Here is a 19,966-nt window from a genome sequence, read left to right as displayed (position 1 = left end):
GACCCCCTACTGCAGGAAGTTCACCGGGTTGAACAGATCGGCGAGGAGCAGAAGTGCGCCCATCCCGATCAGCAGGACCGCGACCACGACGGTGAGCGGCACCAGCTTCGTGGCGTCGACCGGTGCGGGCGGCGGGCGACGGAACAGGCGCGCCCATCCGCGCTTGATCCCCTCCCACAGCGCGACGACGATGTGACCGCCGTCGAGCGGCAGCAGCGGGATCAGGTTGAAGACGAAGAGGGCGATGTTCAACGAGCCGAGCAGGTTCAGCAGCACGGCGAAACGGTTGAGCACCGGCGCATCGGTCGCGGCGACCTCACCGGCGAGCCGCCCGACGCCGACGACGCTGAGCGGTCCGTTCGGATCACGCTCGCTCCCGGTGAACAGGGAGACGCCGACGTCCCAGAGGCGCACGGGCAGCGTCGCGATCAGATTCGCGACACGGCCCACGTTCTCGATGGCCATCTGGGGTCCGACCGACAGCGGCTGCGGGACGTAGCCCATCTGCGCGAACATCCCGACGTAGCCGACCTCCTTCACCACCGGATCCCCGGCGTCGTCGAGGATCGGGCGGCCACTGGCATCCGTCAGCGTGCGCTCGGCGACGATCGGGGTGATCTCGAGGTTCTGCTCGGTGCCGCCCCGCCGCACGACCACGTCGAGCGTCTCGCCCGGCGCCGCCTGCACGATCGCGGTGGCCTCCGCGAAGGTCGACACCGGGGTGCCGTCGATCGAGACGAGGATGTCGTTGGGCAGGATCCCGGCTTCGGCCGCCGGTGAGGCCGGGTCGTCGGCCGTGCACTCGGTCTGCGACGAACCGGCCGGCAGCACGCACTCCGTCACCGACGAGATCGTCGTGGTGCCCTGCTGCAGTCCGATCCCGGAAGCGAGAACCGTGAAGATGAGAAGCGCCAGAACGAGGTTCATGAACGGCCCGCCGAGCATGACGATCACGCGCTTCCAGACCGGGAGCTTGTAGAAGACGCGGTCCTCCTCGCCCGCCGCGATCGTCTCGTCGTTCGCGGCGCGCGCGTCCTGGACGAGCGACCGGAAGATCCCTGTCGCTGCGCGGGAGTTCTTCGAGGCCGGGTACATGCCCGACATCGAGATGAACCCGCCGATCGGCAGCAGCTTGAACCCGTACTCCGTCTCGCCGATCCGACGCGACCAGATGCGCGGCCCGAAGCCGATCATGTACTGGCCGACGCGCACGCCGAAGAGCTTCGCGGGCAGGAGGTGACCGATCTCGTGCAGTCCGATCGAGAGCGCGAGCCCGACCAGCATGAACAGGATGCCACCCACATAGAGCAGGGTTTCCACGCGCCAACGCTACTGCCTGGAGCCTAGGAATACGCCCGGCACGTGAGATCATGGAAGAGACATGTCGATTGAACAACAACCGAGCCTGCCTCCCGTGCTCCGCCCCGCGAACCCGCCCCGGCGTCAGCTGTCCGAACTCGCCTCCCGATTCGCTCGCGACACGCGCGGCGAGCTGCAGGGGGTGGCCGTCAGCGGCATCACCCTCGCGACCGCCGACCTCCGCGCGGGAGAGGCCTTCGTCGCGATCCGGGGCGTGAACCGCCACGGCGCCGAGTTCTCGGCCGCGGCCGCCGAGAAGGGCGCGGTCGCGATCATCACCGACGACGACGGCGCCGCGATCGCCGAGTCTGTCGGCCTCCCGATCCTGATCGTCGACGATCCGCGTGCGGTCCTGGGCGACCTGAGCGCCTGGGTCTACGGCACCGGGGCCGAGGATCCTCTCCCCCTGCTCTTCGCGACCACCGGGACCAACGGCAAGACGAGCGTCTCCCATCTGCTCGCCGGCATCCTCGACCAGATCGACGTCGTCACCGGGCTCTCCTCGACCGCCGAACGGCACATCGCGGGCGAGGTCATCGTCTCGCGACTGACGACGCCCGAAGCATCCGAGTTCCACGCCCTCCTCGCCCTCATGCGCGAGCGCGAGGTCGAGGCCGTGGCCGTGGAGGTGAGCGCCCAGGCGCTCTCGCGCCACCGCGTCGACGGCATCCACTTCGACGTGGCCGGCTTCACCAACCTCAGCCACGACCACCTCGACGACTACGCCGACATGGAGGAGTACTTCGAGGCCAAGCTGCCGCTCTTCCGCCCCGACCGGTCGAAGCGCGGCGTCATCTGCCTCGACTCCCCCTCCGGCGCGATCGTCGTCGAACGCGCCGAGATCCCGGTCGTGACGGTGGGCACCCCGCTGATCGCCGCCGACCCGGAGGCCGCAGCGAACGCGGACTGGGTCGTCACGATCGACGACGAGCGCGCCGCCGGCACCACCTTCACCCTGACGGGCCCCGCGGGAACCCTCACGACGACGGTCCCGGTGATCGGCCCGCACATGGCCGCGAATGCCGCACTGGCGATCGTGATGCTCCTCGAAGGCGGCTACGCCTGGGAGCGGATCGTCACGGCCCTCGAGCGCGACGGCGGCATCCGCGCGTATCTGCCCGGGCGCACGCAGCTCGTGTCGGGCGAACGCGGCCCGGCCGTTTTCGTCGACTTCGGCCACTCTCCCGACGCGTTCGAGAAGACACTCGCCGCCGTGCGTCGCGTGACGCCGGGACGCGTCGTCATGCTCTTCGGCGCCGATGGCGACCGCGACGCGAGCAAGCGATTCGACATGGCCCGCACGGCCGTGCAGGGCAGCGACATCCTCGTCGTGACCGATCACCACCCCCGCTTCGAGGATCCCGAGTCGATCCGTGCGACGCTGGTGGCGGGCGCACGGCAAGCACGTCCGGATGCCGAGATCCACGAGTACTCGCCGCCGGAGACGGCCATCGTCGCCGCTGTCGAGCTCGTCGGGGACGGCGATGCGATCCTCTGGGCAGGGCCCGGGCACCAGGACTACCGCGATATCCGCGGTGTGCGCACGCCGTACTCGGCCAGGGAACTCGCCCGCCGCGCTCTGCGCGCGGCCGGGTGGCCGGTGCCGGACTCGCGTTGGCCCGTGCCCTACCCCGACGAGGACTGAGGCTCAGGCGGCGGCGATCAGCCGGTCCGCCTTCTGCCGCGCCCAGAGCTCGGCTGCGGCGAGCGACTCCACCGTGAGCTGCTCGGGCGGTTCGTGCGCATCCACGACGCGGGCGATCGTGTCGACGATTCCCAGGAACGGCAGTCGTCCTTCGTGGAAGGCGTCGACCGCCTGCTCGTTCGCGGCGTTGTAGACGGCGGGGAACGTCGCTCCCGCACGTCCGACGGTCTTCGCGAGCGCGACGGAGGGGAAGGCCTCCTCGTCGAGAGGTTCGAACGTCCAGGAGGACGCGGTCTTCCAATCGAGGGGGCGCCCCACCCCGCCGACGCGGTTCGGCCAGTCGAGTCCCAGCGAGATCGGCAGGCGCATGTCGGGCGGCGATGCCTGGGCGATGGTCGAGCCGTCGATGAATTCGACCATCGAGTGCACGATCGACTGCGGGTGCACCACGACGTCGATGTCGTCGTAGGCGATGTCGAAGAGCAGGTGCGCCTCGATGACCTCGAGGCCCTTGTTGACGAGGGTGGCGGAGTTGGTGGTGACCATGCGCCCCATATCCCAGGTGGGGTGGGCCAGGGCTTCGGCCGGCGTGACCTCGGCGAGCTCCTGCCGGGTGCGCCCGCGGAAGGGACCGCCGGATGCCGTGACGACGAGTCGACGCACCTCCGCGTGCGTTCCGCTGCGGAGCGCCTGCGCGATCGCGGAGTGCTCGGAGTCGACGGGCACGATCTGCCCGGGCCGTGCCGCGGCGAGCACCAGCTCGCCGCCCACGATGAGGGATTCCTTGTTCGCCAGGGCGAGCGTGCGTCCGGCCTTCAGAGCGGCGAGTGTCGAGCCGAGGCCGATCGATCCCGTGATCGCGTTCAGCACCACGTCGGCGTCGACGTCGCGCACGAGCTGCTCGGCCTCGACCGCCCCCAGAGCGGTGCTCTCGACACGGAAGCTCTCGGCCTGCTCGCCCAGCATCTCTGCGTTCGAGCCTGCAGCGAGACCGACCAGCTCGAAACGGCGGGGGTTGGCACGGATGACGTCGAGCGCCTGCGTGCCGATGGAGCCGGTGGAGCCGAGGACGATGATGCGCTGCATGTCGTCAGCCTATGACACGCCCTCGGCTCCGCCGCTTACTGCTGGACCTGCTCCGGCGGGGTGGTCGCGAGGATGTCCACGACGAACACGAGGCTCTCGTTCTGGAGCTCGTTGCCCTCGCTCGCGCCGTACGCCTCGGACGGCGGCATCGTCACGATGACCTGCGATCCGACCTTCTGGCCTTCGAGCGCCTTCTTGAAGCCGGTCACGACACCCGTCGTGGGGAACTGCGCCGGGGCCGCTCCGCGGCTCCAGCTGGAGTCGAACTCTTCCCCGTCCGACCACTTGATGCCGCGGTACTGAACAGTGACGAGATCACCCTCGGCGACCGTCGCGCCGTCGCCCTGCTTCAGGACCGCGACCTTCGTCTCGGCCGGAGCGTCGCCGTCCGGGAGAGTGATGGTGGGGGCGCCGTCCGCGTCGAGCTCGACGGTGGGCATCCCCGCTTCGGGCTCGACGTCCGTACCCGATGCGATGGTCGGGAGCTTCTCGATCGTCTGGACGTAGAGCACGCTCGGGTTCAGGCCCTCCTGCGAGGCGGGGAGGGTGAGCACGACGCTCGACCCGACGGGGAGGCACTCCGCCGCGACCGTGAACACGGTCGACTGCGTGGGGTCGGAGATCTGCTGCTGCTGCGAGGCGAGCAACGCGGAGAGGATGCCGTCCGGGCCGCGCTCGGAGCTGCTCAGCACCTCGTTGGTCGTCGCGTCGACGAGCTGGTAACGCAGCGAGACGAGGTCGCCGGGAAGCACCTCGTCGCCGTCGCCCTCGGTGATCACCGAACGCTCGGGCTCGGTGATCTCGGTGCCTGCGGGGACCGTCACCTTCGCGTCGCCGTCCGTTCCCTCGACCGTGACGGCGTCGGATCCGGCACCGGATGCGAGGTCGGCGAGGCACGACGTCGCTCCTGCGGTCTCCTCCGGCGTGGCCGAGCTCTCCGGCTCAGCGCTGCCGGAGCAGCCGGCCAGCAGAAGGGTCGCCGCGGCGACGGTGGACAGGAGGACGAGCGGACGCTTGCGCACAGTTGAGCCTTCGAGATCGCGGGCGGGACGCTTCATCCTCTCGCATTTCGCTTGGCCCGCGCTGGGAGACGCGACACAACCGCTTCATTCCAGTGCCGGCATGGATCTCGGAGTAGCCTTCTCTGATGACCTCTGAGCCGTCCGTGGACCCGGAATCGTCCCCCGCAGAGACCGCAGAGACCTCGAAGTCAGCGGAGCCTCGTCACGCCGGATTCGCCTACGCGCTGGGGCGCAGCATCATCAGCCCGCTCGCACGGCTGATCTATCGTCCGCGCGTCGAGGGCAAGGAGAACGTCCCGCGCACCGGGGCCGTGATCTTCGCCAGCAACCACCTGTCCTTCATCGATTCCATCGCGATCCCGGTTGCAGCCCCCCGTCCGGTGCATTTCCTCGCGAAATCCAGTTACTTCGAGGGCACCGGCGCCAAGGGCTGGCTCAGCAAGACCTTCTTCGAATCCATCGGAGCCATACCGGTACGCCGCGGTGCCGGACAGGCTGCTCTGGACGCACTCGACCTGCAGCGCCAGCTGCTCGATGAGGGACTCGCCGTAGCGCTCTACCCGGAGGGCACCCGTTCCACCGACGGTCGGCTCTACAAGGGCCGCACGGGCGTCGCCTTCCTGGCTCTGCAGACCGGAGCGCCCGTCGTCCCCGTCGGGCTCATCGGAACCGACAAGGTGATGCCGGTCGGCGCGAAGATCCCCACGACGAAGGAGCGCATCACGGTGCGATTCGGCAAACCCCTCGATCTCGCCCCGCACGGCCCCGCGACGAGCGGTCGAGCGCGTCGTCTCGCGACCGACGAGATCATGGCCGCGATCCACGCGCTCTCGGGCCAGGAACTCGCCGGGGCTTACAACGAAGCTCCCGCGCAGGGAGCCATCGAGAAGATCAAGCAGGCACTGCCGCACGAGCGTCGCTGACGGTCGTCGAGCGCTCAGCCGAGGGCGGTCACCGTGGCCTCGTGCCGCACGGGGAAGTTCATCGAGTTCGCGATGAAGCACCACTCGTTGGCCTGCACGTGCGCGCGCTCCGCGGCCTCGATCATGGAAGCGTCGGCGACGACGACCTGCGGGTGCAGCGTGACCTCGGAGAACGCTCCGCCGCCCGCGCCGTCTTCGCGCATCGTGCCGGTCGCGTCGTCGCGGTAGGAGAGGACGACCACGCCCGCGGTGACGCACGCGTGCAGGTACGAGAGTAGGTGGCATTCCGACAGCGCTGCGACGAGGAGGTCCTCGGGGTTCCATCGCGCGGGGTCGCCGCGGAAAGGCTTGTCGGCGGATGCGAGGAGCATCGGCTTTCCCTCGACGGAGATCTCGACGTCGCGCCGATAGTCGCGGTAACCGCTCGTGCCGGTCCCGGTGTTACCGGTCCAGATGCTCGTGAGCGCATAACGGTGCTCTCCGAGGATGCGCGTTGCGTGTTCTGCCATGCTCCCCAGTGTGCCACCGCTCGCCGACACTCCCGGCGCCGCACTCGCTTCGGCGACTCGTCGGGCGGCGGGGATAGTCTGGACGGGTGCTGGAGACTCTCACCGTTCAGGATTCCGTCGAACTCGCCGTCGTAGAGCGGAGCGGCTTCGTCGAGTCGCGACACGCGGGAGCGGCGGTGGTGCTCTCCTCTGAGGGAGAGGTGGTCGCGCGTCTCGGCAACGCCGATGCGCTCATCCTGCCGCGCTCCAGCATGAAGCCCCTGCAGGCGGTCGCCTGCATCACGGCGGGAGCCGCGCTCGAGGGCGAGTACCTCGCTCTGTCGACGGCGAGTCACATCGGGACCGATCGGCATGCCGCCGCGGTGCGGGAGATGCTGACGGCCGGTGGTCTGAACGAAGACGCGCTCGCCTGCCCGCCGGCCTGGCCGAGCGACCAGGCGACCCGCGACGAGATGGTGCGGGAGCACGGCCAGCAGGCGAGCGTGCGGATGAACTGCTCGGGCAAGCACGCCGCGATGCTGCGGGCCTGCATCGCCACCGGCTGGCCCACGGAGGGGTATCTGGAGGAGGGCCACCCTCTGCAGGCGCACATCCGCGAGGTGATCGAGCGTCTCACCGGCGAGAAGATCTCCCACACGTCGATCGACGGCTGCGGCGCGCCGGTCTACGCGATGACGCTGACGGGCCTCGCCCGCGCGATCCACCGGATCGGCACGGCATCGGATCGCTCGCCGTTCGCCCTTCACCGCGTCGCCGGTTCCCTGGTGCGCGCGGTGCGCGAGCACCCCTGGACCATCGAGGGTCCCGGGCGGCCCGACACCGTCGCCATCGAGAAGCTCGGAGTCTTCGCCAAGGGAGGCGCCGAGGGCGTCATGGTCATGGTGGCCCCCAACGGCACGACCGTCGCTCTGAAGATGCTCGACGGCGGAGCACGCGCATCGACCATCGTGGCTGCGACGCTGCTCGCGCGAGCCGGGGCACTCACGGATCGTGATGTCGCCGACCTGGCCGACGCGCTCTCGCTCGACGTGCTCGGCGGCGGACAGCCGGTCGGTCGGGTTCTCGTCTCCCCCGGTATCTGAGGCCTCATCCCCGACGTTCCCGCAGGCTCCGCCGTGTGCGGGGCTGGTCCGCTGGCGGCTGCGCACCGACGCTCGCTACCGTCACGGGCGCGGGCTCACGTCTCCAGGTTTCCCGCTCACCGAGGAGCGCGGGAACCACGAGTCGCCGCGGTGCCTCGGCTCCGCGCACCGCCCACACCCGTCCGGCGTGAAGCCGCGCGAACGGCGGCAGTTCCCGGTGCCCGACCAACTGCCGGAGATCCGAAGGCCGCTCCGCGCGGATGAGCACCTCGCCGTCCGTGCGGACGCGCTGCCAGAGCGACCACTCGCGCTGCCAGGCATCGGTGTCGCCGAGAAGGACGACCGGCTCGTGTTCTCCGCCCGGGGTCTGCGTGAAGCCCTGACCCGCACCGATGACGGCCCCTGATCCGATCACGCTCACCCGCGCGGAGGGGTATGCCTGCTGAACCGCGGAGACGAGCGACGCGGCCCCGGCCGTGACGATGGCATGGAGCCCCGCTCCCGGCTCCCAGCGCTCCGGCCCCTCACCGATCGCGCGCCCGTCACTCGCCGCTCCGTCGGGCTTCCAGAAGAACTGCGTCTCGTGGCCGTCGAGGCGAGCACGGCCGGGTGGACGACGCTCGTCGAACGTCGCGCTCTCTCCGCCGGCGGCGACGTGATCGACCCTGCTCGCGGCGCGGAGCAGCGCTCGGCGCGGCAGCGCGTCGAGCACGCGCCCGATGGCCCCGCTCGACCGCGTCGCCGTGATCACGACGCTGCTCCCGGTCGCACCACGCAGGATCTGCTCCCACCGCTGCACCAGAGTCTGCGCATACTCGGGCGGCAGCTCCGCGGCACGGGCGTCGAGGTCGTCGCAGAGGACGAGCGCGGGCATCCGTGTCCGTCCCTCGACCAGCGACTGCACGACGTCCCACATCCGCTCCGGGTCGGCGGGGATCCACAGCGCCTCCGGCACCTGTGCGGTGAGCACGCGGAGAGCGGCGGTGCGCCCCGACCCGGGAGCGCCGATCACGGCGATCCCGCGATCCTGGCCCGCCCGGATGACGAGCCGCGGCTGCTCCTGCGACTCCGGGACGTCGGCGACTCCCCAGAGGATCTCCGAGCTCTCCGTCCTCGTCGCATCCTCCGGCAGCGGGATCATCTCGGCGAGCGGAAGCAGCCAGGGACTCGCGGGCCTGGGCAGGTGCGCCCAGCGCTTCGCCACTCCGCTCAGGTCGTCCTCACGGGTCAACGCGACGCGAAGGGGTTCGGCATCGTCGTCCTGCGGGCGGCGCACGAGGCAGAGGCCTCGGGCGCTCACTCCCCCGGGGATCTCCGCCGCGGCCGCCGTCCCGATCATCGCGCGGCTGTCGGACGGATCGCTGACCCGAAGGCTGAGCCGCAACGGGCAGTTCGCGGCGAGGGAGTCCCTCACCACCCCGGAGGCGCGTTGGGTGCCGAGGATCAGATGCATCCCCAGCGCGCGGCCTCGCGCGGCGATGTCGGTGAACACGGCGCCGAGATCCGGATGGTCCTGCAGGAGGGCCGCGAACTCGTCCACGACGATCAGGAGTCGCGGAATCTCCACGTCGGCGATATCGCGCACACCGGCTGCGGCGAGAGCGCCCTCCCGACGGCGCAATTCGGCGCGCAGGCTCTCCACGCCGCGTCGCGCTCCCGCCTCGTCGAGATCCGTCATGACCGCGGTCACCTGGGCCAGCGCCCGGAGCGGTTCGAACGCCGTTCCGCCCTTGAAGTCGGCCAGGACGAAGTTCACTCGCTCAGGGCCGTACGACGCGGCTATCGCGGTGACCCAGGTCACCAGGAGCTCGCTCTTGCCGGTACCCGTGGTGCCGGTGACGATGGCGTGCGGACCGTCTTCGACGATGTCGACCTCTCCGTCCGCACCGGCTCCTCGACCGATGACCGCCCGCAGCCCTGATTCGGCCGGTGTCTGCACGAGCTGAGAGAACTCCACCGCCTCCGGCACGGCATCCGCCTCGTCGTCGGAGGCGAGTCGGCGGGCGGCGATCGTCTCGAATTGCTGGCGGGAGACCCCTTCGGCGGCGATCGTGACGACGCCCTCCGGGGTTCGAAGCGTGGACTCCCGCGGTTCCTGCAGATCCAGGACGGTGAGGATGCCGTCGGGTACTTCTTCGCCGGACCGCGCCAGCCAGATCGTCGCGTCCGCTTCGACCTCCCGGATCGACGCGGGTCCGACACCGAGGCGGAATCCTCGCCGCAGGGACGACGAGTGCGGAAGCCCGGCGTAGTCCCCGTCGGGGAACCCCTCGCCGACGAGCTTCAGCTGTCCCGGCGCGAACCGCAGAGAGAGCTGCAGTACCAGCGCACGCGCCACGGCGAGGGTGAGAGGCTGCGGGCCCCGCACGCAGATTCCCGCGCCCAGGGGAACGAGGATCGGTGCGGACTCGAGCACACGCGCACGTTCCTGGAGTTCACGTGCCCGCTCACCGTCACCACCGGTCGTACGGATGATGCTGGCGACAGCACCGGAACCGACCACGACGGGCGTCCTCGCCTCGGGCGGCTCCGTGCCGCGCAGCGGCGGTTCCTGCGTGCAGGTGGCCGCGTCGGGGTGCTGGCCCCAGCGGCGGTTTCTCTCCTCCCCGTGCAGCGAGGAGAGCTGTTCCTCCGCCACCGCCCATGACCGCTCATCCTCCTCGAGGATGCGTCGCTGCTCCCTGCGACGACCGCGCCCCGAATCGATGAGCGAGGCCACCATCATCACGGGGCCGAGCGCGGCGAAGCAGAGGGAGAAGAGCGAGCCGGTGATCAGCCAGAGAACGACGCCCGCGACGACGGGCATACCGGCGGCGAGGAACGGCAGAGGGGCGCGTCGAGGCGGGACCTGCGTGGCCGGCAGCACGATCGGGAGGGGATCCATGCCCTCCATTCGACGGCATGGGGATCGGCGGAGGGGCTCCGCTCACAGGCGATCGGGGCTATTCGCCGTTCTCGTCCGGTGTGGAGGAGGAGTCCGCAGGATCGGTCACCTGCACGATGATGACGGTGACATTGTCTCGGCCGCCGTTCTCGAGGGCCGCGGCGAGCATCGCATCGACGGCCGGCCCCGGTTCAGGGTTCTCCCGCAGGAAGTGCTGGATGCCGTAGTCGGTGAGCTCCTTAGTGAGACCGTCCGAACAGATCACGAACCGATCGCCGGCGCGGACCTCGATCGTCAGGTAGTCCGGCGGCGTCAGCTCGCTCGCCCCGACCGCCCGTGTGATCACGTTGCTGTAGGGATGCCCTTCCGCTTCCTCCGGGCTCAGCTTCCCCGCCGTGATGAGTTCCTGGACGACCGAGTGATCGGTCGTCACCTGCACGAGGCGATCGTCGCGCAGGAGATACACGCGTGAGTCGCCGATGTTCAGCGACACCCAGTGCGGCTCCCCGTCCTGAAGCTCCAGGAACACGCCGGTCAGCGTGGTCCCGGTTCCCTCGTCGGTGGTCTCGGGGTGATCCGCGATGTCCGCCACCGCGAGTTCGAGCGCCTTCTCGATCGCCGGCCGCTCCACGGATCCGTCATCGACCAGTGCCTGCAGCCGCTGAACCGTGCTGCGGCTGGCGATCTCGCCTCCTGCGTGTCCACCCATTCCATCGGCGACGATGAACAGCGGATACTCCGCGAGGAATGCATCCTGATTCGTGTCGCGACGGCGCCCCTGATCAGTCGTGCCCGCCCAGGAGAGCAGCAGCGGGCGCTGCGCGACCGTGACGCTACGCGTCGTCGTTGTCGTCTCAGCCACGTGCTGCCTCCGATGGTCCCACGGCGGATCGGACGGCCGCGAGGTACTCACACATCGTAGTCGAATCGCTGATCGCGCTCACACCTGCGCCCCCGGGTCCTGAGGCAGCGGGAAGAGCGCATCGATGACGGCGAGCTCCTCGGCGTCGGGTCGCCATGCATCGCCGGCGCGCGCATTCGACTCCACCTGCGCCGCCGACGTCGCGCCCGCGATGACACTGGAGACCGCGGGACGGGACAGCAACCAGCCGAACGTCGCCTCGACCATCGTGATCCCGCGTTCCTCGCAGAACACGCGATACGCCTCCAACGCCTCCCACGGCGCGTTCTCCCATACGTGACGCCGAGACGACATGATCCGGCTGCTCGCGGGTCCACCCTCGCGGGTGAACTTGCCCGTGAGGAGCCCGTTGTGGAGGGGGAAGAACGGGAAGAAACCCAGCCCGTACCGTTCGACCGCGGGGAGGACCTCCCTCTCGGCGGCGCGGGCGAGCAGCGAGTAGTGGTTCTGCGCCGAGACGAAGCGACCGCTCGAGCGAGCGGTGGAGGTGAACTCGGCCTCGGCGATCTGCCAACCGGTGAAGTTCGAGTGACCGTAATAGCGGATCTTGCCCTCACGGACCAGCTCGTCGAGAGCATCGGTGGTCTCGGCGATCGGCGTCTCGGGATCGGGCAGGTGCAACTGATACAGATCGATCCAGTCCGTCTGCAGACGACGCAGGGACTCCTCGACCGCGCGACGGACGTAGCGCCGAGATCCCCGGGCTGCGGGGAAGGCGTAACCCATGTCGCGTTCGTGACCGAACTTCGTCGCGAGCACGACGCTGTCGCGCCGCCCCTGGAGGGCCTCCCCCATGAGCGTCTCACTCGTTCCGGCCACGGCGCCGTACATGTCCGCCGTGTCGAACAGGGTGATGCCGTTGGCGATCGCCGCGGAGATCACCTCGCGCGTGCCCTCGATCGTCTCGGTGGCGGTGCCGGCCCGCCCGAAGTTGTTGCATCCGAGGCCTGTGGCGGAGACGAGGAGTCCGGACGCACCGACGCGGCGCTGTGACATGACCATACCCTCACGCTATCCCAGCGGCGCGCCGGTTTTCGGCGACGGGCCGAAGCGCCGTGAAGACGGGAAGAGCCCCCGACCGTGAGGTCGAGGGCTCTTCGCACGGGACGATCAGGCCGGAGGCTGCGTGGGGTCCGTCGGCGGAGCAGGCGGAGCAGCGGGCGGTGCCGGCGGAGCAGCGGGCGGTGCCGGCGGAGTCGCGGGCGGTGCGGCCGGAGCCGGCGGCGCGGGCGGCGTAGCGGGTGCACTCGCCGGGGGCGCCGCAGGTGCGCCGTATCCGGGCTGTGCGGGAGGTGCGTATCCGGGCTGAGCCGGCGGGGCGTAGCCCTGCGGAGCGGGGGGTGCGTACCCCTGCGGGGCCGCGCCGTAACCGGGAGCGCCGTATCCGGCCTGCGGAGCGGCGGCAGAAGGCTGGACGGGGATGCCCGCCCAGACGGTGCGGTCAGCGAAGAATCCGTTTCCGGCCCACGGAGCGGGCTGGATGTTCGGGTTCCATCGCGACTTGTCGAACGCGTTGATGCCGAGCCAGACGATGGAGAGGAAGATCCACAGGACCACCCACACCGCATCCTTCTGGAGCTTGAGTCCGACGCGCCATGCGATGACGGCGAAGAGCGCTGCCGCCGCGAGTCCGGTGAGGAAGTTCAGGTACGGGATGAGCGAAAGACCGATCACGATCAGCACCGGCCAGGGCGACATGTCGCCCAGCTTGGCGAAGACCATGTAGTTGTACACGGGCACCCACGCGCGCCACTTGCCCTCGACACCGGCCTTCTCGAAGATCTTCATGAAGAAGAGGGAGACGAGCACGTAGGCGGCGAGGCCGATGATGACGCTGAAGATGATGACGCCACCGAGGAATGCCCAGTAGCTCGAGTCGTAGTAAGGATTCATGATCCCCTCCGGATCCGAATTGGTGGCGTAATCCACGCCGCGAGACCCACCATAGCGGTGCAGATAACGACGCGGCAACGACACGCACGGGGACATCTCCCCATGCGCGGACGGGCGTCACTCCGTGACGACCAGCTCGAGCACCCGGTCGTCTTCGGTGCGCCGAAGGACGATGTCGTTTTTCGACGCCCAGATGAGGAGCGATCGCAGCGAGCCGATCCGCGGACGGCTCTCCGCGAGAGCGCGGACGAACTGACCCTTCGACTTCTTGTTGAAATGGTTGAGAGCCCGCGCTCCCCCGTCGCCATCGTCGGTGACGACCCGGACGTAGGCCGACGGCACGGAAGTGGGAATCGGGCCCAGAGCGACGTATGCTTCGCTCCGCAGATCCAGGACGAACGCGGGTTCCGCTTCGGCGAGGGCGGCGCTGGTGGCGTCGGCCCAGTGCCGGCGCATCGCGACCAGTCCCGGGAGGGCGGTGCCCGCCGCGAGGCGGTAGGGAGGAATGCCGTCGAGCGCTCCGACCGGCCCGAACGGTGCCGAGTGGATCCACACGTGCTCCCCCAGCCAGCGGCGCGACGCCGGAGAGAGCGCACGCGCGTCGAGCGCATCGAAGAGCACTCCGGTGTAGCGGTCGATCGCGGGCATCGTCGGTGCGCTCCGCAGCATCCGATTGTGGGCGATGTCGCCCACCTGGCGTTCGCTCAGCTTCAGCACCCGTCGAGCCTGCTCCTCATCGGCCGCGAGATCGACGAGAGCGTCAATCACCGCCGTGCGATGCTCGTGCAGCCCTGGCAGCGCCAGTGCGGCGGGATCGAGTGGATCACCGGTACCGCCGGGATGCTTGGTCTCGGACGGAGGGAGAAGGATCTTCATGAGTCCTCGGGGAATGCAGATGCGTCCGCCTCGGAACCCGAGACCGGGTCCGAGGCGGACGCATGTAGTCGACTGCTAGGCGATGAGCGCCGCGTTGCCGGCGACGATCGTCAGGACGTTGCCCTCCATCGAGAGGAAGCCGTCCTGCGCGTTCGCGAGCACCTTGGTGCCATCGGTCTGGGTGATCCGGACCTGGCCCTCGGCGAGGATGGCCAGCACCGGCTCGTGACCGGACATGAAGCCGATCTCACCCTCGACGGTCTTGGCGATCACGAGGCTCGCTTCCCCCGTCCAGACCTCCGCGTCGGCGGAGACGAGGCTGACGTTGAGCGCCATGGTCAGGCGTTCTCCTTCTGAATCTGCGCCCAGCGCTCTTCGACGTCGCCGATACCACCGACGTTGAAGAAGGCCTGCTCGGCCACGTGGTCGAAGTCACCGCGGGTGATCGCATCGAAGGACTCGATGGTCTCCTTGAGCGGGACGGTCGAACCCTCGACACCCGTGAACTTCTTGGCCATGTAGGTGTTCTGCGAGAGGAACTGCTGGATGCGACGCGCACGCGACACGACGATCTTGTCTTCCTCGGAGAGCTCATCGACACCGAGGATGGCGATGATCTCCTGCAGCTCCTTGTTCTTCTGGAGGATCTGCTTGACCGTCGTGGCGACGCGGTAGTGGTCCTCGCCCAGGTAGCGGGGGTCCATGATGCGCGACGTCGAGGTCAGCGGGTCGATGGCCGGGTACAGACCCTTCGAAGCGATCTCACGAGAGAGCTCGGTCGTCGCGTCGAGGTGGGCGAAGGTGGTCGCCGGAGCCGGGTCGGTGTAGTCATCGGCCGGCACGTAGATCGCCTGCAGCGAGGTGATCGAGTGACCACGCGTCGAGGTGATGCGCTCCTGGAGCACACCCATCTCGTCGGCGAGGTTCGGCTGGTAACCCACGGCGGACGGCATACGGCCGAGAAGCGTGGAGACCTCGGAACCGGCCTGCGTGAAGCGGAAGATGTTGTCGATGAAGAGCAGCACGTCCTGCTTCTGCACGTCACGGAAGTACTCCGCCATCGTCAGAGCCGACAGTGCGACGCGAAGACGCGTCCCCGGCGGCTCGTCCATCTGGCCGAACACGAGCGCGGTCTTGTCGAAGACGCCCGCCTCTTCCATCTCGTGGATCAGGTCGTTGCCCTCACGGGTGCGCTCACCGACACCGGCGAACACCGAGACTCCACCGTGGTCCTGCGCCACACGCTGGATCATCTCCTGGATGAGGACGGTCTTACCGACACCGGCTCCACCGAACAGACCGATCTTTCCACCCTGGACGTACGGGGTGAGGAGGTCGATGGACTTGATGCCCGTCTCGAACATCGTGGTCTTCGACTCGAGCTGGTCGAAGTTGGGCGCCTTGCGGTGGATCGGCCAGCGCTCCGTGACCTCGAGGGTCTCACCGGGCTCGCCGTTGAGGACCTCGCCGATCACGTTGAAGACCTTGCCCTTGGTGATGTCGCCGACCGGGACCGAGATGGCCTCTCCGGTGTCGCGAACCTCCTGGCCGCGGACGATGCCGTCGGTCGGCTTCAGGGCGATGGCGCGGACGAGCTCGTCACCGAGGTGCTGAGCGACCTCGAGGGTGATCTCGGTCGACTCCTCGCCGATGGTGATCGTCGTCTTCAGCGCGTTGTAGATGCCGGGGATCGAGTCGTGCGGGAACTCGATGTCGACAACCGGACCGTTGACGCGTGCGACGCGCCCGACGACCGCGGTCGCGGGCTGGTCAGCCGTAGCGGTGGTGGTCATTTCTTCGTCTCTTTCCTGATGGTCTATTTGCCAGACGAGAGGGCGTCGGCGCCGCCGACGATCTCCGCGATCTGCTGCGTGATCTCCGCCTGGCGCGCGTTGTTGCGCAGACGGGTGTAGTCGGTGATGAGCTTGTCGGCGTTGTCGCTGGCGGACTTCATCGCCTTCTGCGTCGCAGCCTGCTTGGCGGCAGACGACTGCAGGAGGGCGTTGAAGACGCGGCTCTGGATGTACACCGGCAGGATCGCGTCGAGCACGGTCTCGGCGTCGGGCTCGAATTCGTAGAGCGGGTAGACAGCGCTGCCCGCCTCCGACTCGTCGGCCTCCGCGATCTCCAGCGGAAGCAGGCGCACGGATTCCGGCGACTGCGTCATCATGCTGACGAAGCGGTTGTACACGAGGTGGATCTCGTCGACGCCGCCGCCCGCACCTCCGCGCGAGAACGCGTCGAGCAGAGTCGACGAGATCTCCTCGGCCGTGTGGAACGACGGGGTGTCGGTGTCGCCGGTCCACTCCGCTGCCGCCGCGATGCGACGGAACTGGAAGTAGCCGACGGCCTTGCGACCGACGAGGTAGAACACCGGCTCCTTGCCCTGACCGCGCAGCAGCTCCGCCACCTCGAGACCCTCACGGAGGATCTGCGAGTTGAAGGCACCGGCGAGACCGCGGTCCGACGAGAAGATCACGACCGCGGAGCGGCTGATGTTCTCGGGCTCACGGGTGAGCGGGTGGTCGACGTTCGAGTGCGTCGCGACGGCGGACACGGCCCTCGTCACGGCTCGCGCGAAGGGGGTGGACGCCTTGACGCGTGCCATCGCCTTCTGGATGCGCGAAGCCGCGATGAGTTCCATCGCCTTCGTGATCTTCTTGGTCGTCTGAGCAGAACTGATCTTCTGCTTGTAGACCCTGAGTTGAGCGCCCATGAAATCAGTACCTCACGCGATTACGCGCGACGACCCTTGACGATCTTCTCCTGGTTGACGTCGTCTGCCTCCGCAGCGGCGTGCTCCTCGTGGCCCGGGGCGCCGATGGCGTGTCCCTTGCCACCCTGGAACTCCAGGACGAAGGCATCCGTGTGCTTCTCGAGCTCCGCGACCGTGTCGTCGCTGAGGACGTTGGTCTCACGCAGGGTGTCGAGCACCGAGGTGTTGCGACGCAGGTAGTCGAGCAGTTCGCGCTCGAAGCGCAGGACGTCCTCGACCTCGATCGTGTCGAGCTTGCCGTTGGTTCCGGCCCAGATCGAGACGACCTGCTCCTCGACCGGGTACGGCGAGTACTGCGGCTGCTTGAGCAGCTCGGTCAGACGTGCACCGCGCGACAGCTGACGACGCGAGGCGGCATCGAGGTCGGAGGCGAACATCGCGAACGCCTCGAGCGAGCGGTACTGCGCGAGCTCGAGCTTCAGCGTTCCGGAGACCTTCTTGATCGACTTGACCTGAGCGTCACCACCGACTCGCGACACCGAGATACCCACGTCGACCGCCGGACGCTGGTTGGCGTTGAAGAGGTCGGACTGCAGGAAGATCTGGCCGTCGGTGATCGAGATCACGTTGGTCGGGATGTACGCCGAGACGTCGTTCGCCTTGGTCTCGATGATCGGGAGGCCCGTCATGGAACCGGCGCCGAGCTCGTCGGACAGCTTCGCGCAACGCTCGAGCAGACGCGAGTGCAGGTAGAAGACGTCACCCGGGTAAGCCTCGCGGCCCGGCGGGCGGCGCAGCAGAAGGGAGACGGCACGGTAGGCCTCGGCCTGCTTCGACAGGTCGTCGAAGATGATGAGGACGTGCTTGCCGCCGTACATCCAGTGCTGACCGATGGCCGAACCGGTGTAGGGGGCGAGGTACTTGAAGCCCGCGGGGTCGGATGCCGGAGCGGCCACGATCGTGGTGTACTCCAGAGCGCCGGCCTCTTCGAGCGCGCCCTTCACCGAAGCGATGGTCGAGCCCTTCTGGCCGATGGCGACGTAGATGCAGCGAACCTGCTTGTTGACGTCGCCCGACTCCCAGTTGGCCTTCTGGTTGATGATCGTGTCGATCGCGATGGCCGTCTTACCGGTCTGGCGGTCACCGATGATCAGCTGACGCTGGCCGCGGCCGACGGGGATCATCGCGTCGATGGCCTTGATGCCGGTCTGCATCGGCTCGTGCACCGACTTGCGCTGCATGACGCCGGGCGCCTGCAGCTCGAGCTCGCGGACGGCTTCGGTGGCGATCGCGCCGAGGCCGTCGATCGGGTTTCCGAGCGGGTCCACCACGCGGCCGAGGTAGCCGTCGCCGACGGGGACGGAGAGGACCTCACCCGTGCGGGTGACTTCCTGACCGGCCTCGATGCCGGCGAAGTCGCCGAGGACCACGACGCCGATCTCGTGCTCGTCGAGGCTCTGGGCGAGGCCCTTGGTGCCGTCGGCGAAGATCACGAGCTCGTTCGCCATGACACCGGGCAGTCCTTCGACGTGCGCGATGCCATCAGCGGCGTCGATGACCGTGCCGACCTCGGTCGCCGCGGCCCCGGTGGGCTCGTAAGCGGCGGCGAAGTCCTTCAGCGCGTCACGGATGACGTCGGGGCTGATCGATAGTTCTGCCATTGTCTTCCCTTTGTATCTGGGTGCGCGGTTCCCCGCGCGAAGTCGTGTTAGCCCGCGAGCTTCTGGCGAAGGTCGGCGAGTCGTGCGGAGATGCTGCCGTCGATCACGTCGTCGGCGATCTGCACGCGCAGACCACCGATGATCGTCGGGTCGATGACGACGTTGAGCGCCACCTGACCGTCGTAGCGTCGCGAGAGCGCTTCGCCGAGGCGGGCGCGCTGCGCGTCGTTCAGCTCGCTCGCGCTGTAGACCGTCGCGACGACGCGGTCACGCTGGTCGGAGACGATCCGCATGGCGCGGTTGAGGAGCTGACGGATCCGCCGCCCGCGCGGCTGACGCACGAGGGAGGAGACGATCAGGGCCGCGGGGGCGCTGGTCGCTCCGGAGAGCAGACGCTCGACGAGAGCCGACTTCGCGTCCTGACCGCCGAGACGGCTTCCCAGTGCGAGCTCGAGCTCGGGGTTCGCGGCGACGACGCGGGAGAAGCCGAACAGCTCCCCCTCGATGTCGGCGCCGGCCTCGGCGATCGCCGAGGCGCGGATCGCGAGCTCGTCGATGCCGTCGACGAGCTCGTCGGCGTTGGACCAGCGTTCCGAGACGACCGTCTTGAGCACGGCCTGCGTGTTCGCCGACAGCCCGCCGAACACCGCGGTCACGACGTTCTGCCGTGCCGCTGCCGGGGCCGCCGGGTCAGCCAGCGCGCCGCTCAGCTGAGACGAATCGCCCACGGCGTGCGCGGCGGCGAAGAGCTCCCGCGCGGTGTCGAGGGTGACGTCCTTCGCTGCGGCAAGCGTCTGGATGGATGCCGCGAGTGCCTGAGTGGTCGCGCTGCCCATTACTGAGCCGCCTTCTCGGATGCTTCGAGGTCGGCGAGGAAGCGGTCGACGACCGCCGTCGCGCGGGCATCGTCGGAGAGCGTCTCACCGACGACGCCACCGGCGAGGTCGATGGCCAGCGTGCCGACCTCGCTGCGCAGCGAGACGAGAGCGGTCTGACGCTCGGCCTCGATCTGCGTGTGCGCGGTCGCCGTGATGCGAGCTGCTTCGGACGAAGCGGCTTCCTTGGCCTCGGCGACGATCTTCTTGCCGTCCTCGCGGGCGGCCTCTCGGATCTCACCGGCCTCGGTGCGTGCCTCGGCGAGCTGACGGGTGTACTCCTCGAGAGCCGCCTCGGCCTGCTTCTGGGCCTCGTCGGCCTTGGCGATGTTGCCCTCGATCGCGTTGGAGCGAGCGTCGAGGAGGGTGTAGAGCTTGGGCAGCGCCACCTTCCAGACGACGACCAGGATCACGACGAAGCAGACCGCCGACCAGATGATGTCGTACCAGGCGGGGATGAGCGGATTGTGGTCCGCCTCCTCCGCCGCGTACGTGACAAGAGCGTTCAGCATC

Annotated in this window: 18 protein-coding genes; 3 read left to right on the top strand and 15 right to left on the bottom strand. The window is 68.7% G+C overall.

All coding sequences use genetic code 11. From position 1 onward, the window contains the following. Positions 1 to 6: 6 nt before the first annotated feature. Complete coding sequence (locus ACTJKK_RS01925; RefSeq protein ID WP_336640541.1) at positions 7 to 1,320, bottom strand: M50 family metallopeptidase; 1,314 nt, start codon at positions 1,318 to 1,320, stop codon at positions 7 to 9. A gap of 61 nt (positions 1,321 to 1,381) precedes the next feature. On the opposite strand from ACTJKK_RS01925, the gene ACTJKK_RS01920 reads away from it, so the two are divergent. Further along, positions 1,382 to 3,004 (top strand): Mur ligase family protein, encoded by a 1,623-nt coding sequence (locus ACTJKK_RS01920; RefSeq protein WP_440746810.1) that lies wholly within the window; start codon positions 1,382 to 1,384, stop codon positions 3,002 to 3,004. Between the two features lie 3 nt (positions 3,005 to 3,007). On the opposite strand, the gene dxr is transcribed toward ACTJKK_RS01920, so the two are convergent. Further along, positions 3,008 to 4,090 carry a 1-deoxy-D-xylulose-5-phosphate reductoisomerase gene (gene dxr / locus ACTJKK_RS01915; RefSeq protein WP_440746809.1) on the bottom strand — a complete coding sequence of 361 codons (1,083 nt, stop codon included), beginning with the start codon at positions 4,088 to 4,090 and terminating at the stop codon, positions 3,008 to 3,010. Positions 4,091 to 4,125: 35 nt separating this feature from the next. Then, complete coding sequence (locus tag ACTJKK_RS01910; RefSeq protein WP_440746808.1) at positions 4,126 to 5,148, bottom strand: FKBP-type peptidyl-prolyl cis-trans isomerase; 1,023 nt, start codon at positions 5,146 to 5,148, stop codon at positions 4,126 to 4,128. 89 nt (positions 5,149 to 5,237) lie between these two features. Here ACTJKK_RS01910 and ACTJKK_RS01905 point away from each other — a divergent pair, with 89 nt between their 5' ends. Next, entirely contained in the window at positions 5,238 to 6,035 is a 798-nt protein-coding gene (locus tag ACTJKK_RS01905) for a lysophospholipid acyltransferase family protein (RefSeq protein WP_247622768.1), read from the top strand. A gap of 14 nt (positions 6,036 to 6,049) precedes the next feature. On the opposite strand, the gene ACTJKK_RS01900 is transcribed toward ACTJKK_RS01905, so the two are convergent. After that, entirely contained in the window at positions 6,050 to 6,544 is a 495-nt protein-coding gene (locus ACTJKK_RS01900; protein ID WP_247632427.1) for an OsmC family protein, read from the bottom strand. Between the two features lie 86 nt (positions 6,545 to 6,630). On the opposite strand from ACTJKK_RS01900, the gene ACTJKK_RS01895 reads away from it, so the two are divergent. Beyond that, positions 6,631 to 7,626, top strand: a complete 996-nt coding sequence (locus ACTJKK_RS01895; RefSeq protein ID WP_440746807.1) for an asparaginase — start codon at positions 6,631 to 6,633, stop codon at positions 7,624 to 7,626. Positions 7,627 to 7,630: 4 nt separating this feature from the next. On the opposite strand, the gene ACTJKK_RS01890 is transcribed toward ACTJKK_RS01895, so the two are convergent. From ACTJKK_RS01890 to ACTJKK_RS01840, 11 genes are all read right to left on the bottom strand, one after another. Continuing rightward, positions 7,631 to 10,510, bottom strand: a complete 2,880-nt coding sequence (locus ACTJKK_RS01890; RefSeq protein WP_440746806.1) for an FtsK/SpoIIIE domain-containing protein — start codon at positions 10,508 to 10,510, stop codon at positions 7,631 to 7,633. A gap of 58 nt (positions 10,511 to 10,568) precedes the next feature. Then, on the bottom strand, positions 10,569 to 11,372 hold the full coding sequence (locus ACTJKK_RS01885) for a PP2C family protein-serine/threonine phosphatase (RefSeq protein WP_247632430.1): 804 nt from the start codon (positions 11,370 to 11,372) through the stop codon (positions 10,569 to 10,571). A 78-nt stretch (positions 11,373 to 11,450) separates the two neighbouring features. Beyond that, the gene (locus ACTJKK_RS01880) at positions 11,451 to 12,434 is read right to left on the bottom strand and encodes an aldo/keto reductase (protein ID WP_247955976.1); all 984 of its coding nucleotides are present in this window, start codon (positions 12,432 to 12,434) and stop codon (positions 11,451 to 11,453) included. Positions 12,435 to 12,542: 108 nt separating this feature from the next. After that, positions 12,543 to 13,325 carry a large exoprotein gene (locus ACTJKK_RS01875; RefSeq protein WP_440746805.1) on the bottom strand — a complete coding sequence of 261 codons (783 nt, stop codon included), beginning with the start codon at positions 13,323 to 13,325 and terminating at the stop codon, positions 12,543 to 12,545. A gap of 117 nt (positions 13,326 to 13,442) precedes the next feature. Next, the gene (locus ACTJKK_RS01870) at positions 13,443 to 14,201 is read right to left on the bottom strand and encodes a YaaA family protein (protein ID WP_440746804.1); all 759 of its coding nucleotides are present in this window, start codon (positions 14,199 to 14,201) and stop codon (positions 13,443 to 13,445) included. Positions 14,202 to 14,276: 75 nt separating this feature from the next. Continuing rightward, a complete protein-coding gene (locus tag ACTJKK_RS01865) occupies positions 14,277 to 14,537 on the bottom strand; it encodes a F0F1 ATP synthase subunit epsilon (protein ID WP_247622775.1) in 261 nt (86 codons plus the stop codon). 2 nt (positions 14,538 to 14,539) lie between these two features. Next, positions 14,540 to 15,994: a F0F1 ATP synthase subunit beta gene (atpD, locus tag ACTJKK_RS01860; protein WP_247622776.1), complete on the bottom strand. Its 1,455-nt coding sequence runs from the start codon at positions 15,992 to 15,994 to the stop codon at positions 14,540 to 14,542. A 23-nt stretch (positions 15,995 to 16,017) separates the two neighbouring features. Further along, complete coding sequence (locus tag ACTJKK_RS01855; protein ID WP_247622777.1) at positions 16,018 to 16,917, bottom strand: F0F1 ATP synthase subunit gamma; 900 nt, start codon at positions 16,915 to 16,917, stop codon at positions 16,018 to 16,020. A 20-nt stretch (positions 16,918 to 16,937) separates the two neighbouring features. Beyond that, on the bottom strand, positions 16,938 to 18,578 hold the full coding sequence (gene atpA, locus ACTJKK_RS01850) for a F0F1 ATP synthase subunit alpha (RefSeq protein WP_247622778.1): 1,641 nt from the start codon (positions 18,576 to 18,578) through the stop codon (positions 16,938 to 16,940). Between the two features lie 47 nt (positions 18,579 to 18,625). Continuing rightward, positions 18,626 to 19,414, bottom strand: a complete 789-nt coding sequence (locus ACTJKK_RS01845; RefSeq protein WP_247622779.1) for a F0F1 ATP synthase subunit delta — start codon at positions 19,412 to 19,414, stop codon at positions 18,626 to 18,628. After that, positions 19,414 to 19,965, bottom strand: coding sequence for a F0F1 ATP synthase subunit B (locus tag ACTJKK_RS01840; RefSeq protein WP_247632434.1), 552 nt, complete (start codon positions 19,963 to 19,965; stop codon positions 19,414 to 19,416). The genes ACTJKK_RS01845 and ACTJKK_RS01840 overlap by 1 nt, the downstream gene beginning before the upstream one ends. Between the last annotated feature and the right edge of the window lies 1 nt (position 19,966).

The organism is Microbacterium sp. 22179 (assembly GCF_052045715.1).
In the GTDB taxonomy this organism is placed as follows: Bacteria; Actinomycetota; Actinomycetes; order Actinomycetales; family Microbacteriaceae; genus Microbacterium; species Microbacterium galbinum.
The sequence above is the reverse complement of the archived record's forward strand: the minus strand, read 5'-3'. Positions and strand labels throughout refer to the sequence as shown.